Annotated in this window: 12 protein-coding genes and 1 tRNA gene; 8 read left to right on the top strand and 5 right to left on the bottom strand. The window is 41.1% G+C overall.

Going from position 1 to position 15,401, the window contains the following annotated elements; genetic code table 11:
• Window positions 1–241: 241 nt before the first annotated feature.
• Entirely contained in the window at window positions 242–484 is a 243-nt protein-coding gene (locus CIB36_RS12020) for a hypothetical protein (protein ID WP_093989769.1), read from the top strand.
• A complete protein-coding gene (locus CIB36_RS13745; protein WP_093989768.1) occupies window positions 484–765 on the top strand; it encodes a tyrosine-type recombinase/integrase in 282 nt (93 codons plus the stop codon). The genes CIB36_RS12020 and CIB36_RS13745 overlap by 1 nt, the downstream gene beginning before the upstream one ends.
• Before the next feature lie 517 nt (window positions 766–1,282).
• On the opposite strand, the gene CIB36_RS12010 is transcribed toward CIB36_RS13745, so the two are convergent.
• Complete coding sequence (locus CIB36_RS12010) at window positions 1,283–2,332, bottom strand: LacI family DNA-binding transcriptional regulator (RefSeq protein WP_093989767.1); 1,050 nt, start codon at window positions 2,330–2,332, stop codon at window positions 1,283–1,285.
• Between the two features lie 245 nt (window positions 2,333–2,577).
• On the opposite strand from CIB36_RS12010, the gene CIB36_RS12005 reads away from it, so the two are divergent.
• The 4 genes from CIB36_RS12005 (at window position 2,578) to CIB36_RS11990 (ending at window position 7,218) form a co-directional block, all read left to right on the top strand.
• On the top strand, window positions 2,578–3,930 hold the full coding sequence (locus CIB36_RS12005) for an ADP-ribosylglycohydrolase family protein (RefSeq protein WP_093989766.1): 1,353 nt from the start codon (window positions 2,578–2,580) through the stop codon (window positions 3,928–3,930).
• Window positions 3,931–4,006: 76 nt separating this feature from the next.
• Window positions 4,007–5,335, top strand: a complete 1,329-nt coding sequence (locus CIB36_RS12000) for an ABC transporter substrate-binding protein (protein WP_093989765.1) — start codon at window positions 4,007–4,009, stop codon at window positions 5,333–5,335.
• A gap of 144 nt (window positions 5,336–5,479) precedes the next feature.
• The gene (locus CIB36_RS11995) at window positions 5,480–6,364 is read left to right on the top strand and encodes a carbohydrate ABC transporter permease (protein ID WP_093989764.1); all 885 of its coding nucleotides are present in this window, start codon (window positions 5,480–5,482) and stop codon (window positions 6,362–6,364) included.
• A 2-nt stretch (window positions 6,365–6,366) separates the two neighbouring features.
• Window positions 6,367–7,218: a carbohydrate ABC transporter permease gene (locus tag CIB36_RS11990; protein WP_093989763.1), complete on the top strand. Its 852-nt coding sequence runs from the start codon at window positions 6,367–6,369 to the stop codon at window positions 7,216–7,218.
• Window positions 7,219–7,734: 516 nt separating this feature from the next.
• On the opposite strand, the gene CIB36_RS11985 is transcribed toward CIB36_RS11990, so the two are convergent.
• Window positions 7,735–7,810 (bottom strand) — tRNA-Pro (locus CIB36_RS11985).
• A gap of 112 nt (window positions 7,811–7,922) precedes the next feature.
• Here CIB36_RS11985 and rbr point away from each other — a divergent pair.
• A complete protein-coding gene (gene rbr / locus CIB36_RS11980; RefSeq protein ID WP_093990030.1) occupies window positions 7,923–8,459 on the top strand; it encodes a rubrerythrin in 537 nt (178 codons plus the stop codon).
• 239 nt (window positions 8,460–8,698) lie between these two features.
• Here rbr and CIB36_RS11975 read toward each other — a convergent pair whose 3' ends face one another.
• The 3 genes from CIB36_RS11975 to CIB36_RS11965 all read right to left on the bottom strand — a co-directional run bounded on the left by CIB36_RS11975 (window position 8,699) and on the right by CIB36_RS11965 (window position 12,058).
• Window positions 8,699–9,487: a helix-turn-helix domain-containing protein gene (locus tag CIB36_RS11975; RefSeq protein ID WP_093989762.1), complete on the bottom strand. Its 789-nt coding sequence runs from the start codon at window positions 9,485–9,487 to the stop codon at window positions 8,699–8,701.
• Window positions 9,488–9,713: 226 nt separating this feature from the next.
• Window positions 9,714–10,934, bottom strand: a complete 1,221-nt coding sequence (locus CIB36_RS11970) for a 6-phosphofructokinase (protein ID WP_093990029.1) — start codon at window positions 10,932–10,934, stop codon at window positions 9,714–9,716.
• A gap of 278 nt (window positions 10,935–11,212) precedes the next feature.
• Window positions 11,213–12,058: a helix-turn-helix domain-containing protein gene (locus CIB36_RS11965; RefSeq protein WP_158662690.1), complete on the bottom strand. Its 846-nt coding sequence runs from the start codon at window positions 12,056–12,058 to the stop codon at window positions 11,213–11,215.
• A 152-nt stretch (window positions 12,059–12,210) separates the two neighbouring features.
• Between CIB36_RS11965 and CIB36_RS11960 the strand changes: the two genes are divergently transcribed.
• A complete protein-coding gene (locus CIB36_RS11960; protein ID WP_158662689.1) occupies window positions 12,211–15,366 on the top strand; it encodes a glycoside hydrolase family 2 TIM barrel-domain containing protein in 3,156 nt (1,051 codons plus the stop codon).
• Window positions 15,367–15,401: the final 35 nt, after the last annotated feature.

The raw sequence follows: 15,401 nt of genomic DNA, 5'->3' as shown, positions 1-15,401 counted from the left end.
AATATTATACACAAATATGTTAACAAAAATTATGTATATGTTACAGATTTGTGATAATGTAAATTATATTGAAACTATTTTTTAATAAAATTGCTGATTCATTAAAATTTTAGCATAGATATGAATATAAGGTGGGACAAATTGTCCCACCTATTTTTGCATTAGAAATTTCTCTTTAATTTTGATCCTTTTGTTTTTATGTATAAAGAACAATTTTATTTTATCATCAAGGAGAGATTTTATGAAACAATCAGAAACAAAACTATTTTCTTACTTTGACACATGGTTGAAAGATTCTGTCTATGGGTATGTTGCAACAGGTATTTATATCTGCTATTCCTGTGCAGTCAATCAGCTAAAAGCAGTATTGAAAAATGAGGAAATAAATCAGATTGCGCCTAAAGAGTATCAAGCTGCTTTAAATCAACTTACAGATAAAGGATATTCCCATTCAACGATCTCTAAAGCCAGAACGGTTATTTAATACTGGAGTCATATCGCGGATACCGAAACCTACGTTTAAAGTTTCCAAAAAATGCGCCTACAAGAAAAGTTTATCCGTTAGAGGATTATGAACAGCAAGAGATAGAAAAAGCCTGTCTGACTGATCCATACGGAGATGTATTTCTATTCCTGCTATATACGGGATTGCGGCGTTTGGAACTATACAGGTTAAAATGGAAAGACATTGATTGGGAAAATGAGTGCCTGTTAGTGGAAAAAAGCAAAAATGTTTGTAATATACTGGATGATAACAAAAAGTAGTAGACAAGTGCGAGTTGCCTACTATTTTATTATAATCTTTTTTAAAGGGTTAAAAAGATTACGGACAATATTAAATTTCGATCTTTCGGCCTGCTTTTTTATTTTTTGTTATAGTCATTTAGTAATTTTATACAGGACTATTTTTATCAGCACAAAGGATAAGAGACGATGAAAGAATATAATTCTATCTATAGAAGTAGTTTCTCAATATTGGGTAATTAGCTGTTTACAAAGGCTTTCAGCAATGAAGAAACGGAAGAATGCTTGGGCAAGGATTTCTTAGAAATTCTTGCCTAAAAAGAACCTCGCCATACAAGTTACAACAAACTATCAGAAAAGTATTTTCAGTATGGATTTTTCACCATTTACGCTGGCATATGCTAACTTTATATCTTACCCTGCATATGAAAACAGGAATTTGTTTCCATTTAACGATTCGAAAGAACGAGATATGAACCAAGAACAATAGAAAATTTTCAAAACTAGATAATTTTACAAATAAGTATTATTTAATCTGTCACTTACATGTATTGAGATCAAGCACTGAATCACGTTCAACCAATTTGACACCCATATAAGACTTCATAATATACTGTTCTGTTTCTTGTGTGAGTGCAATTAAACGTAAAACAGCTTGTCTAGCAGTTTCCTCGATAGGTGCTTCTATCGTGGACAATTTGGGAGAAACTAAACAATCAAATGGCATGTTATCCATCCCAATTAGAGATATGTCTTTTGGGATAGAGAATCCATGTTGGATCAACGCATGCATAGCGCCTAAAGCCAAGTAATCATTAATCGCAAAAAAGGCAGTAGGAAATTGTTCTTTGCGATTTTGAATCACTTGTGTCATATTATCCGAAGTTTCTTCAGCAAATGGCGATAGGTACAAAATATCTTCTGCCTTAATAGGAAAATCATGTTCCTGTAACGCATATAGTGCTCCTTGCTTTCGCTTCTTCGCAGAATCAAATGGAACCGAAGAACTAATGATGCCAATATGTGTGTGCCCTTTATCAATCAAGTGTTGTACAGCTATTCTACCAGCCTCAAAATTATCGGTATCAATGATATTAAACGGAACTTTAGGGAGCAAATTTCCAATTACCATGATGGGAGCTTTTGCATTTTCAAAAAGGTGAAAATCTTGTTCAGACATCTCGGTTGCTAGCAACAAAATAGGAGTTGTAGGGTCACTAATGATTTGACTAATAGTTTTTTGGGTCGCTTTTTCTCCCAATGTTAAAGCATCAATATAAGAAAGAGAAAGTGCATAACCTTGTGCTTTGCAACAATTGTCAAGAGCTGTAACCAAAGCAGAAAACACAGGTGTATCGCAAAGGATTAATTTGTGCTTTCTGAATAATATCAGATGGATCGCTTTTTTAAAACGTTGTTGATGAATTTTTTGATATCCTATTTTTTCTGCGTATGCTAAAACTTTTTTACCAGCAGCAGAGTTGACTTGCCTTTTCCCTGATAAAATATTCGAAACAGTGGAAGGGGAAACTTGGCAGGATAAAGCAATATCTCGTATAGTAATTGTTTTATTAACACTTTTTTTCATAATAAATTCTCTCCATTATTTTACTTTTAAAAATTTACTATACTAATGGTAACATATCTTCCAACAAGAAACAATATCCAAAAAAAAAATAATATTTTATATTATCAACAAAATATTTAAAAAAATATTGTAAATTTAGTATATATTTATTTTTATTAGTAAAATATACATAAAAATTTACTATTGACTTTTATTTTCAAACAATTAATATAATGGTATATAAACAATGAAAACGAGGTGAAATTATGACAATAGAAAATATTTGTTATATCCCTGCTTCAAAATTTTTATTACAAGAAAAAATGGATGAATTGGTACGTTATTTGTGTTTGTCTGCTGAGTACGGTTGCCCAACTGAAGGGAAAAATTTATTCAACGAATTTCAAAAAAATTTGAATGAAATTTTGGATCAATATCAACATCTGGTATTATCACAAAAAGACTCAGATGAGCCCGACGATTTACCAACAATTCAAAAGTTACGTCCATCGGGCGTTCGGAAAATGACTTCAAATTTTCCTAGCGATTATCGAAGACGTTTAGAAGGGGCTTTTTATGGACGCATGGCTGGTTGTACACTGGGGGCTGCATTAGAATTTGAACCAGTTGACAAAGCTAAGGCGTGGGCACTGCGTTTTGGTGATAACTTCCCTTTGACAGATTATTGGTCACAGGTTAAAGATCCAGAAGCCACACATTATATTGTTGGAAAAAAAATTGATCTTACTAAAGGACATATGGATGCCGTCCCCCCTGATGACGATACAATATATACTTTACTTTCATTGTTGCTACTAGAAGAATATGGATTCAATTTTACCCAAGAAAATATGGCGGACATCTGGAAAAAGTATTTGCCTTTAGAGCGAGGAGAAAAAGCCCCAGGGAATAGAGGGTGCTGGTGGGGAGAACGCCAAATGCTTCAAAATTTATTGGATGGAATGAAATTACCTGAAGCCGGGACATTTCGGAATCCTAATCTTCAGAATATTGCGGCATGGACGAGAGCAGATACTTATGGATACGTATGTGCAGGGTGGCCCGAAAAAGCAGCTGAATTAGCATATCGAGATGCTTCTGCAAATCATCGCAGAAATGGTGTATATGGTTCCATGTTTATGGCTGCCACAATTGCAGCGGCATTTCTTGTAAACGACCCCATAGAGGCAGTAAAAATTGGTTTAACGGAAATTCCAAAAGACTGTTTATTTGCACAAGGAATTCGATGGGCGTTAGAACAACAACCCAAGGATTATCAACAAGCCTATGATCTAGTATGGAAACGCTATAACGGAATGTTTAATGGAAGTGCTTTAACAAATGCATTACATGTTGTAATGGGATTACAAATTGGAAATTGTGATTTCACCAAGACAATAGGCGAAACTGTTGCAATGAGCGGTGATAATGATTGCACCGGTGCGACTGCCGGAAGTATTATCGGAGCTGTCATTGGTATCAATCATATTCCATCGCATTGGGTTGATCCATTCCAAGACAGAATGCACATTTATTTAAATGACCAACCTGAATATTTAGAGATACAAAATGTATGTGACCGAATAGAACTATTGGCAAAAAAACTTATCAATTTATAATTTGCTTAAAAATATAATTTTGACATTAGCCAAAAGTTATATTTTATAGTTCAATAACAAATAGGGGGTAACGAAAATGAAAAAATTACTGGCAATTTTAATGGCATCGGCATTGTCAATCAGCGTATTATCAAGTTGCGGAACGGGAAATGACAGTGGCTCGCAAACCGGAGAAAATGGTTCTCCCGGAAAAGTAACGTTACAATTATGGGACACTTTTGTAGATGGATCTCTGAATTCGGCAATGAGTCAAATCATTTCTGCTTATGAAGAATCACATTCTGATGTAAAAATCAATCGTGTTCAAAAAGAATTGACAAGTTTGGGAGAAACCATAAAAGCTGCTTTTATGGCTGGAGATGCTCCAGATCTGCTTTATTACGAAGGTGGAATTGGTACAGTAGGAAGCTATGTGAAAGCAGGATATCTAATGGATTTGTCCGAAGCATACAAAACTTATGGCTGGAAAGACAAACTGATGTCTGCCTGTTGGGAGGTTCCAAGTGTAGGAGATTATATTTATGGCGTTGGTCATGAAATGGAAACCATGAGTTTATATTTTAACCAAGATATTTTTGACAAAGTAGGATTGGAAAATCCAACTACAATTGAAGAACTGACAGACACACTTCAAAAATTAAAAGATGCCGGTTATACTCCATTAGCCAACACAATGGGAGCAGAGTGGTCATCAAATATGAACTTTATTGGTACCATTTTATATGCATATATGTCACAAGATGAAATTAAAGACTGTATGGAAAATGATGGAAGTTGGGATAAAGAATCTGTCCGTAAAGCAATAGATACTATTAAACTGTGGATTGATAATGGATATTTCCCTGATCATCCTGAAGTTCATGGGGATCAAGAACAATTATATTTCAGTCAAGAATGTGCTGCATGGATAACTGGCAACTGGGAAGTCGGTAATATTACTAAGGACACAGATTTTAAAACTACAATTATTCCGTTTCCAGGTTCAGAAAGTTGTGAGGATGGTGGTTCACAGGTGAATTTTGCAGGTGGAGCCTTTTTAGTTAACGCCGCCACTGCATATCCGGATGAGAGTCTTGGATTTATTGACTATGCAGTTGCTACACCAGAATCCTCCAAAGTGTGGTATGAAGTAGGAGGAACAGTTCCTCCATATACAGATGAATATGAAGTAGAAGCAAACGAATTAGGCGAACATGTAGTGGAATTATTAGGGGATGAAACTTTGCAAAACACAGCGGGAATCAACATGTGGTTGGGGACCAATGCATTTGAATTTTTCTCATTTGCCGGACAAAATTTAATTGTTGGATCGCTTGATACGGATTCTTTTATTGCTGAAGCAGATGCGGCACTGCAAAAAGACGTGGAAAGCAAAATGACAAAGGGTTCTTTTACTTTTGAGTAATTGTTATGTCTTTTTAGCCAAAGTAGATGAATGCGGTAAGAATATCTTTGGTATTCTTACCGCTTCTCTGCAAACGGATATTAAACTAGTAGTTTAAATCAAACAGCTTACCTTTAGCTTTCTTAGAAAGGATGACCCTATATTATGAAAAAGAAACGTTCTCTTTACCGAAATCAAATGATAATGGGATATATTTTGATTCTTCCAGCATTGATCTTGTTTGCTATCTTTTTCGTATACAGTTTAATACAAGCTGTATATTATAGCACATTGGAATGGGATGGTATTGGTGTGCAAACTTCCGTTGGACTTCAGAACTATTTGAATTTATTCCAAGATAAAGTATTTTGGGGCGCTTTTTTTAATAACTGGTTTTATACATTTGGATTAATGATATTCGGTGTCTTACCTGGGCTTTTATTAGCTTATATGTTGTCCAGACCCAATATAAGAGGGCGAACCTTTTTTCGCTCCATTTACTTCTTTCCAAGAATTATTTCTGCAGTAATCTATGGAGCTGTTTGGAAGTGGATTTATGACCCACGTGTGGGATTAATTACCAAAATCATAGACCTATTTGGCGATGATAATAGCTTTGCTATGTTAGGCAATGTAAAAACAGCAATGTTTGGGATTACCATTACTGGAGGATGGACCTATTTCGGATTTTGTATGGTACTATTTTTGGCGGCATTTATGGGGCTTGATAATGCATTAGAAGAATCTGCTCTTTTAGATGGTGCTAATCGGCTACAAATGTTTTTTCATGTAACAATCCCGCAAATAAAGCCAGTCTTAAACACGGTATTGGTATATACTGTAATAGACTGCTTTAAAGTGTATGATTTAGTATTAGTTATGACTGCTGGCGGCCCAAATGATTCAACTCAAATTATGACATACTATATTTATAAACAAGCATTTACGATGAATCAGTTTGGTTACGGGTCTGCGGCAGCTGTTTTGCTTGGTATTTTTATGGTTATTTTTACAATTGTCTATAATAGATTAGTGGGAGAAGAGGTATAAATATGGGGAAAGCAAAAAGTTATACCAAAAAACAAATGCTTGGAAAAGCACTAATGTATATAGTACTAATCCTTGGTGCAATTTACACCTTAATTCCTTTTGCCACGATTATCATCACTTCATTTCGGACAACAAAGGACTCTGTTCGCGGTCCCTTCACTTGGCCGCACGAGTGGCAAATTGTAGAAAATTATATTTCTGCTTGGGAAATGGGGCACTTTGACCGTTATTTATTGAACAGTATCTTTATGATGGTTATTACAGTTATAGGTACACTATTTGTTGCAACTTTAGCCGGATATTCTTTTGCCAAATTTAGATACCCTGGTAAAAACGTATTGTATTATACCTTGCTATTGAGTATGATGATCCCGTTTCAAACCATCATGCTGCCGCTTTATTTTATTTTACGAGCATCAAAACTTTTAAATACATTAACCGGTGTAGCCATTTTAGGAATCGCAACCGGATTGGGCTTTGCAATTATGATGATGCGATCGTTTTTTATATCTTTACCGGATTCATTATTAGAAGCGGCACGATTAGACGGTTGTAGCGAACTTGGCGTATTACTCCGTATTGTGATGCCAAATACATTTCCTGCATGGGCTTCCCTGATTGTTTTTGTTGCCATGGCATCATGGAATAATTTGTTGGCTCCAATGATTTATATCTTCAATGAGGAAAAATATCCAATTCCCTACGCATTATATGCTTTTCAATCAGCTCATACAACCTCTTATGAACTGTTGTCGGCAGGTATGATGATTTCTATTCTTCCAATTATTCTAATCTATATTTTGTTTCAGAAAAACTTCCAAGCTAATTTAATGGCAGGCGCAGTAAAAGGATGATTTAGAATTTAGAAATGGAATAACCGAAAATTCAGTCTCTTTCTATGTCAAAACTTCAATATCATCGCTGACTAAATAAATATAGATTACTTTTTAGGTCATACAGAGGTTAAAACTAGCTGGAAGGACCTTGATAAAATAGCTTCTATGAATATTTTTAAATCGTGAATACACTGATACATCTACTCAAAATGATGGCGTGGAGATCTATTCAGCAAGCTATCTTTGAGCCGAAAAAAGCCCGGCAGCTTTACGATTTACTTTCTATGTTAGATTACATAAAAAAGACTTCTAATCCAGTGGATTAGAAGTCTTTTTTAAAACGTATTGCAATATACACTAAATTATTTCATTGAAACGTATTCTGTGAGAATTTTATATTCAGGCTCTTGTTTTTTGCTAGAGCAATTTGTCCCGGCAAAAAACAAGAGCGTAAACGTAAAGAACTACGTTTACTTTTTGGAATCTTGAAAAACACGATACCAAAAATTCTATTTTAGCAGTCCTTTGATTGCTTGGTCGGAGTGACGGGACTTGAACCCACGGCCTCTTGACCCCCAGTCAAGCGCGCTACCAACTGCGCCACACTCCATTTGCCTGCAGCCTATTAAATAGAATGTCAAATAAAACTTGTTTTGTATAAAAATCTTTCCTATGGCAATACTATCTAAAGAAATCTATACAGGAAAGAGATGGAAACAATTATGGATTTAAAAGGAAGCAAAACTGAGGCAAATTTAATGGCCGCCTTTGCCGGGGAGTCACAGGCACATACAAAATATCAATACTATAGCTCCCAAGCCAAAAAGGACGGCTACCAACAAATCGGCCAGTTGTTCCAGGAAACTGCTGATAACGAAAAAGCCCATGCAAAAATTTGGTTTAAGCTACTGCATGATGGGATCCCGCAAACAACAGAAAACTTAAAAGACGGGATCGCAGGGGAACATTTTGAGTGGACAGAAATGTATGCTGAATATGCTAAAACTGCAAAAGAAGAAGGATTTAACGATATCGCCTTCTTGTTTGAACAAGTGGGAAAGATCGAAAAAGAACATGAAGAACGATATCAAAAACTTTGTGGAAATGTTCAGGACGGAAAAGTATTCCAAAAACCAAACCAGGTGGTCTGGCAGTGCCGCGTATGCGGACATCGTCATGTGGGAGAAAAAGCTCCGGAAATGTGCCCGGTGTGCAAACATTTGCAGGCATTTTTCCAAGTACTCGCCGAAAATTACTAAGATAATTATAAAACCCCAAGGGCTAGTTCAGTGTAATAGACAAAGCCCTTGGGGTTTTATAATGCTCTATTTTTAATTAAAATTACTGCTATAATGTAAGTATCATCCAAAGATAACCTCCAGGTCAAGCCGTTTTCGCCTAGGATATATTCGTACAGGCACCTGCACAAATCAAATTCGATTTCGTTCGTTTCTTGCCCAATTCTTTTAAAGTTCCGTTTTATAAAAAACTTCCCTTCCTATTCTTTTGCATTTTTCCGGTATTGATTCGGTGTAAGCCCTGTTTGAAGCTTAAAGGAACGAAAAAAAGTGCACTGGCTTTCAAAACCTGATTCGGCAGCAACCTCTGAAACGCTGATCCCTGACGTTTCCAGCCTTTGTTTGGCATAATTGATACGCAATGAATTCAAATACTGGGTAAAATTGCAGCCAATCTTTTCCGAAAAGCAGCGGGAAAGATGAAACTTACTGACGCCAAGTTCTCTAGAAAGAGAATCCAAAGATAGGGGCTCTGTAAAATGCAGGTTCATATAACATAAAGCATGATGCAAAAGATCCGTTTCTGGTGACGCAGAACTTGCAACAAGTTCCGTCCGTTCTAGTATACGGCTCAGAATCACTGTCAAATATCCCTTTAAAAGCCTGCGGTAAAGAGGAGCCGAACGATACCCTTTAAAATACGGAAGAAGAAAATGAATATCCTGATGGATCTGCTCTTTCCTGATAAAAGGGTCCCGCGGTTGTTTTTGGATCAGCAGCTTTGTAAAATCCCCCGCCAGCTCGGGGTCGAAAATAATCAATAACAGCTGACTATGCCCTTCAGAAACATAAGAATGAACCTGATTTGGAAAAATAAGGGCAAGTTCTCCTTCTGACATATGTTTTTGATGAGACCCGATCCAAAGAGTCACCTCACCCGCCGTTACCAGAACGATCTCCATTTGTTTGTGAAGATGAAGAGGGAAAGTCAAATCGTCCGATAAAAAGCTGTCAAAGGGAATTTCCCGGCTTTCATAATAGGTGATCATGACCAACACCTCCCTGTCCTTTTCTTAATATCAATACTGCCATTATAGCATAGCCATAATTGGGCTTCAATCCCAAAATAAAACGTCTATATCCTGCGAAACAGACTCTTACTACAGTAAAAAGGGCGCCGCCTTGACGCTCTTTTCAACTTTTTGTTTTAAGGACCTCTTCCGAAACCTAACTCGTTGAAGCTTCCCCTTCTTACATTCTCTGTGTAGCGACTGTTTATTCACCGCATTTTAATACTGAAAAAGCAGGCAAACCATTTTCATAATCCGGGAATTTTTCTCCCATGATCAAAGGCTGCATATAGTCCAAGCACTCCTGCGTCACATAGTTCCCTTCCGAAACGATCCACTTCTGCGGGATCTTTTTTTCTTGATTGGCAATCGTATCAATTTCAAACAGATCCGGTTTCATCAAATACGGCTTATCACTGACCCGCCGGATCCCTACCATGCACCCGCTTTTTCCGTTCTCCGCATAATGGACCGCTTCTTTCCCCACCTTATAGGCCTCTTCTACATCTGTTTCGGATAAGCAATGAGCAGCGCAGCGCTGTAAAATATTAAACTCTACGCATTTTACCCTTTGTGTAATATGGTTCATTACTTCCTGCTTCAGCCGCTGTCCAACTCCGCCCAGTTGCTGATGCCCAAAGCCATCTGATAATGGTTCTGAATCTGACAAGTACACACCGTTTTCGTCCCGTATCCCTTCTGACACAACAATCAGAACATTTCCTGTTTTATCAAAGCAAGCTTTGACATCCTTTAAAAACTGCTCCATCGAAAAAGGGATCTCCGGCAAATAGATCAGGTCAACGACCCGTTTACCGTTGTATTGCGCCAATGCGCTAGAAGCCGCAAGCCAGCCTGCATTCCGCCCCATAACTTCCACAATGGTGACCAGCTCGCTTTGATAAACATGAGCATCCTGATAGATTTCCAGCAGGGATGTGCCGATATATTTGGCCGCACTTCCATAACCCGGACAATGATCGGTCAATGCCAGATCGTTATCAATCGTTTTGGGAATCCCTAAAATAATCACATCAAGCTGTTTTTCCTTTGAATAGCTGCTCAGCTTCATCACCGTATCCATGGAGTCGTTTCCGCCGATATAAAAGAAATATCCAATATTTTTTTCCTGAAAAAATCGAAAAATCTGCACATATTCCGATTCATCCTCCCGCCAGTCCTTTAGCCTGTGACGGCAAGATCCAAACGCAGAAGAAGGGGTTGTTTTTAGGCGTTTTAACTGTTCAAAATCAACATCATTCAAGCAAAAATATTTTCCCGTTAATACCCCCAAAATACCATTTTCTGAAGCATAAACACGGTCGATCCAGTCAGAACGAAAGCTTTCAAACGCAACTCCTACCGCGCTGGAGTTGATCACGGCGGTTGGGCCGCCCGATTGTGCGATCAAACAATTTTTCTTCATAGATGTTCCTTTCTTTTTCCCGAGATCCTTTTCAATTCTGGAAATATCCGTTGACAAGGTCGTATAAATTTTGACAGGATAAAAACCGCTCAAGTATTCCAAGCTGTAATGGCCGTTTACCCTTTCCTAATAGTATGATTATACCACATCATAGCCTGTAATTCAAGTTGACAAGAATACTTCATGTTTTTCCTAATATAGCATACCATATATATTTCGACTCAAAATAGAGTTTATATAGAAACTCTATTCTGTCAGCGCTTTTCCTCTCTCAAAAATCAGACAGACTCTTGGAAACGATGGATATAAGAAATCGGGGAGCAGCCGCAGAATCTTTTAAACTGCTTAGAAAAGGCATATGCGTCACTATACCCCAGCATTTTGGCAACCGATTTGACAGGCTCCCCCTCCATCAGCATCATTTGTGCCGTTGTCATGCGCTTTTGCTGGCGGTACCCAATCGGGGACATCTGAATTTCTCGCCGGAACGCTTTGCGGAACGTTTCATAGCTGATATGGAGCTGTTCAGCTACCTCATGCAAAGATATTTCCCTTGACAGATCTTTTTCCAACAGCTCACAGGCTTTTGCCATCAGCGGAGAGAGACCAGCCTGCAAGCCAGCCCCCTGCGTCAGCATCAGCGCAATTTGCTGAGCCTCAAACAGGCATGGCGTCAATGCCCGGTCAGGAACAGAGCACATGCGGGAAAGCAGCTTCTGAAAGATCGGGATCTGGTTTTCCGGTTCATGGATCCGCTGCACCGGCAAAGAACGATTCAACAGATCCGTGGCGGCCAAGGCATCAAACACACATTTCCCAAAGCTGACGTAAAACTCCAGCCATTCGCCATTGGCATGGACCCGGGTAGAATGGACCCGGTTGGGTAGACGCTGGACAACGCTTCCGGCACGAAGCGGCGCGTACACCCCATGTTCATCCCAATATTCGCCTTCTCCGCCCAGCAGGACAAAACAGCTGTAATACGGGATCTTAAAATCGATCTGCGACTGATGTGCTTCCGGTTTCCTCATAAAGCCGCAGGATAAGATCCCATCCTCCGGTTTTCCGCCCACGAAACGATAGGTGACCTGATGCGCCAAAGCCTCCAGTGAAACCTTTTTCATAAAGCCCTCCCCCCTTCCCAAAAAGGACATCTTTTTTACCAATTATACCATGTTATTTCTACAAAGAACAGTTTATCATAAGGATATGAGAAACGTCAATGCAAAGCTGTTGTACCAAGTGGATGACAGCATGATAAATGGAGGGGTCAATCATGGCTTATATGAAAAATAATCGAATGGATTTCCATTGGAAACCAGATTGGGAGAATATCGACGTGCCCGCCGTAAACCGGCTGCCCGCCCATTCCCGCTGGGGCGCTTACGACACAGTGCAGCGCGCCCTGTCCTGCGAATACGGCAGCAGCCCCTACCTGCACAGCTTGAACGGGGATTATCTTTTCCGGCTGTACCCCGCGCCGGAGGCTGTAGATGATTTTTACCGCCCGGACTATGATGACAGCGCATTTCAAAGTATTCCTGTCCCTTCCAATTGGGAGCTGCAAGGCTTTGGAGAGCCCATTTACACCAATGTGGTGTACCCTTGGGCCGCCGGGGAGGAAGATTGCCTGATCCAGGCCAAGCAAGGCGAAAAAAGGATCCCGAATCCGCCCTTTGTTCCGAAGCAAAACCCCACTGGGTGTTACCGAAAAGCCTTTGCTGTTCCGGAACAGTTTGCGGACCGTGAGGTCTATCTCCGCTTTGACGGGGTGGAAGCGGCGTTCTACTTATGGGTGAACGGAGAACCTGTCGGATATTCTCAGGACAGCAAGCTTCCTGCGGAATTTTGCATCACCTCATATCTTCACAGTGGGGAAAATATAATGGCGCTGCAGGTCATGCGGTTTGCCGACAGCAGCTATCTGGAGGACCAGGATTACTGGTACCTTTCCGGGATCTACCGCAACGTATGGCTGATCGCGAAACCGAAGATGCATATTGAAGATCTCCATGTAAAGGCAATCCCGTCTGTCACAAACAGTACGGGGACATTTCAGGCGGACATCCGCGTTCCCCGTGTTCCCGGCTTTGCCGATTGCAGTGTAAAAATATCGCTGTATGACAAAGAGCAGCGTTTCATTGCAGAAAAAAGCGGCAGTATCCAAGCAGAAGCAGACTATCGTTCTGATGTCATCCCAACGGCAAATACCGCCCGCGTGTCCTTTGATTTGGAACAGGTAGAACGCTGGTCGCCGGAGCATCCTGTGCTATATACAGTGATCGCACAGCTTTTTGATCCGGAGGGCAATGTGCTGGATATTGAATCCTGCCGCTTTGGATTCAAGCTGATCGAAGTCCGCTCCGGGGTAGTATACTTAAACGGCCGGCGGCTTCTTGTCCGGGGAGTAAACCGGCACGAGCACTTTTATCCGACCGGCAGGCACGGAACACCCAAACAGATGCTGGAAGAGATCCGGCAGATGAAGCGTATGAATATCAACGCCGTGCGCACCTGCCATTACCCTGACTGCCCGGAATGGTACGACCTGTGCGATCAATACGGCCTGCTTCTGGTTTGTGAATGCAACCTTGAAACCCACGGGCTGATGGGAACGCTCACCCATTCCCCGCGCTGGTCCGGCCTGTTTTTGGAACGGGCAGTCAGAATGGTGGAGCAATACAAAAACCATGTCAGTATTTTTTCCTGGTCTTTGGGAAACGAAAGCGGCACCGGAGCCAACCATGCGGCGATGTACGGCTTTATCAAAGAATACGATCCCACGCGGTTGTGCCAGTATGAAGCCGGAGAGCCAGGGAAACGGATCTCTGACATCCGCGGAAACATGTATGCTTCCATAGATTATATCCTAAAAATGCTTGCCGACCCAGACGACGACCGCCCGATCATTCTGGTGGAATACCTGTACCAGATCCGCAACAGCGGGGGAGGCATGGAACGCTTTTTGGAGCTGACACAGCGGTATCCGCGCTTTCAGGGCGGATTTATTTGGGACTGGCAGGATAAATGCCTGCAAGGAAAAACCGCTGACGGAAAACCGTTTTTTGCCTATGGCGGAGATTTTGGAGAGTCTTTTGTGGAAGGGATCGACGGCGGGAACTGTCCCTCCTTTATGACCTGCAACGGCGTCGTTTTGCCTGACCTGACCTGGAAGCCGGTCGCATATGAGGTGAAGGCGGCTTATGCGCCTGTCCGATTCTGCCGGCCGGAGCATTGGTCATCCTTTGACACGACCGATGAGTTTAACCGCTTCTTAGTCCGTAACGACTGTCTGGACTCTACTTTATCTGATTTTTCCTGCACTGCGTTTTTGCGGGAAAACGGAATGGTCATTGCTGAACAGGAAATAGCCTTGCCTGCGCTTGTCCCCGGACAAAAGCAGGAAATCACCGTTGAGATCCCGCATACAAAGAAAAGCGGCTGCATTTACACGATCGAATTTTCTGTACGCCGCCGCCAAGACAGCTTCTATGCCAATCATGGAGAGGAGATCGGCCTGTTCCAATTTGATCTGGAAAGCGGTCCGGCATTGCGGGAAAGAACGGCCGTCTGCACTGCCCCTGGATTCAAAAAAGCGGGGGATCAGCTAATTTTGGAGGCAGACGGCAGCCAGCTGGTCATTTCGGCAAAAACCGGGCAGATCATCCGCTGGGGGGCTGACCGCCCGTGGATCGTAGGCGGTATGGCCCCTTGCTTTGACCGACCTTATACCGGATTGGACACACAGCCAAAATGGGGCTGGTACGAAGAATATGAAAAAATCCGGGATCAGCGTTTTATCGTTGGACAGCCTCAGGTATTGTCCGGCAATCAAATGGTGCAGATAACATTCCCCTTTGAGCAGGAAGATTTAAACAACCCGCCGATCAATGGGAAGCTAACCTATGCTTTCCGGGGCGACGGGGTGTTGCAGGTATCGGCTGATTTTCATATCGACCGTTCCTATCGCGCTGTGCCAAGAGTCGGGCTGGAATGCGTCATTGCCGAAGGGTTTGAAGAACTATCTTATTTTGGCCGGGGCGAAACAGAAAACTACCCGGACCGTCTGCTAGCAGCGCCGTTAGGAGTCTTTCATTCCACGGTAACAGAACAGCATTTTCCGTTTGTCCCCCCTTCTGAAACAGGAGGACATGAGGAAACCCGTTGGCTGATGCTAAAAGATGGAGCTGGACACCGTCTGCAGATCCAGTCAAAACAGCCGTTCCATTTTGACGCACGGCATCACAAAATCGAGGACTACCGTTCCGCAGCCCACGACCATGAACTGCCTGCAAGAAGGGAAACTTTCCTGCATCTTGACGCAGTTCACGGCCCAATTGGCGGAGACATGGCATGGAGCACCGGCATGCCTAAGCAATATGAACTTACCGGAGGGGATCATCATCTCGAATTTGAGGTAAGAGTCCTATAAATACCGGAAAAAATCTTAAACCCCCAAACAGGAAG

Origin of the sequence: Massiliimalia timonensis, assembly GCF_900186585.1 — a bacterium.
GTDB lineage: Bacteria > Bacillota > Clostridia > Oscillospirales > Ruminococcaceae > Massiliimalia > Massiliimalia timonensis.
The sequence above is the reverse complement of the archived record's forward strand: the minus strand, read 5'-3'. Positions and strand labels throughout refer to the sequence as shown.

Bases quoted from the DNA above. Each gene is read 5' to 3' on its own strand.
- CIB36_RS11990 (WP_093989763.1), top strand. From the start codon at position 6,367: ATGGGGAAAGCAAAAAGTTATACCAAAAAACAAATGCTTGGAAAAGCA.
- CIB36_RS11975 (WP_093989762.1), bottom strand. From the start codon at position 9,487: ATGATCACCTATTATGAAAGCCGGGAAATTCCCTTTGACAGCTTTTTA.
- CIB36_RS11970 (WP_093990029.1), bottom strand. From the start codon at position 10,934: ATGAAGAAAAATTGTTTGATCGCACAATCGGGCGGCCCAACCGCCGTG.
- CIB36_RS11965 (WP_158662690.1), bottom strand. From the start codon at position 12,058: ATGAAAAAGGTTTCACTGGAGGCTTTGGCGCATCAGGTCACCTATCGT.
- CIB36_RS11960 (WP_158662689.1), top strand. From the start codon at position 12,211: ATGGCTTATATGAAAAATAATCGAATGGATTTCCATTGGAAACCAGAT.
- CIB36_RS12010 (WP_093989767.1), bottom strand. From the start codon at position 2,332: ATGAAAAAAAGTGTTAATAAAACAATTACTATACGAGATATTGCTTTA.
- CIB36_RS11995 (WP_093989764.1), top strand. From the start codon at position 5,480: ATGAAAAAGAAACGTTCTCTTTACCGAAATCAAATGATAATGGGATAT.
- CIB36_RS12005 (WP_093989766.1), top strand. From the start codon at position 2,578: ATGACAATAGAAAATATTTGTTATATCCCTGCTTCAAAATTTTTATTA.
- rbr (WP_093990030.1), top strand. From the start codon at position 7,923: ATGGATTTAAAAGGAAGCAAAACTGAGGCAAATTTAATGGCCGCCTTT.
- CIB36_RS12020 (WP_093989769.1), top strand. From the start codon at position 242: ATGAAACAATCAGAAACAAAACTATTTTCTTACTTTGACACATGGTTG.
- CIB36_RS12000 (WP_093989765.1), top strand. From the start codon at position 4,007: ATGAAAAAATTACTGGCAATTTTAATGGCATCGGCATTGTCAATCAGC.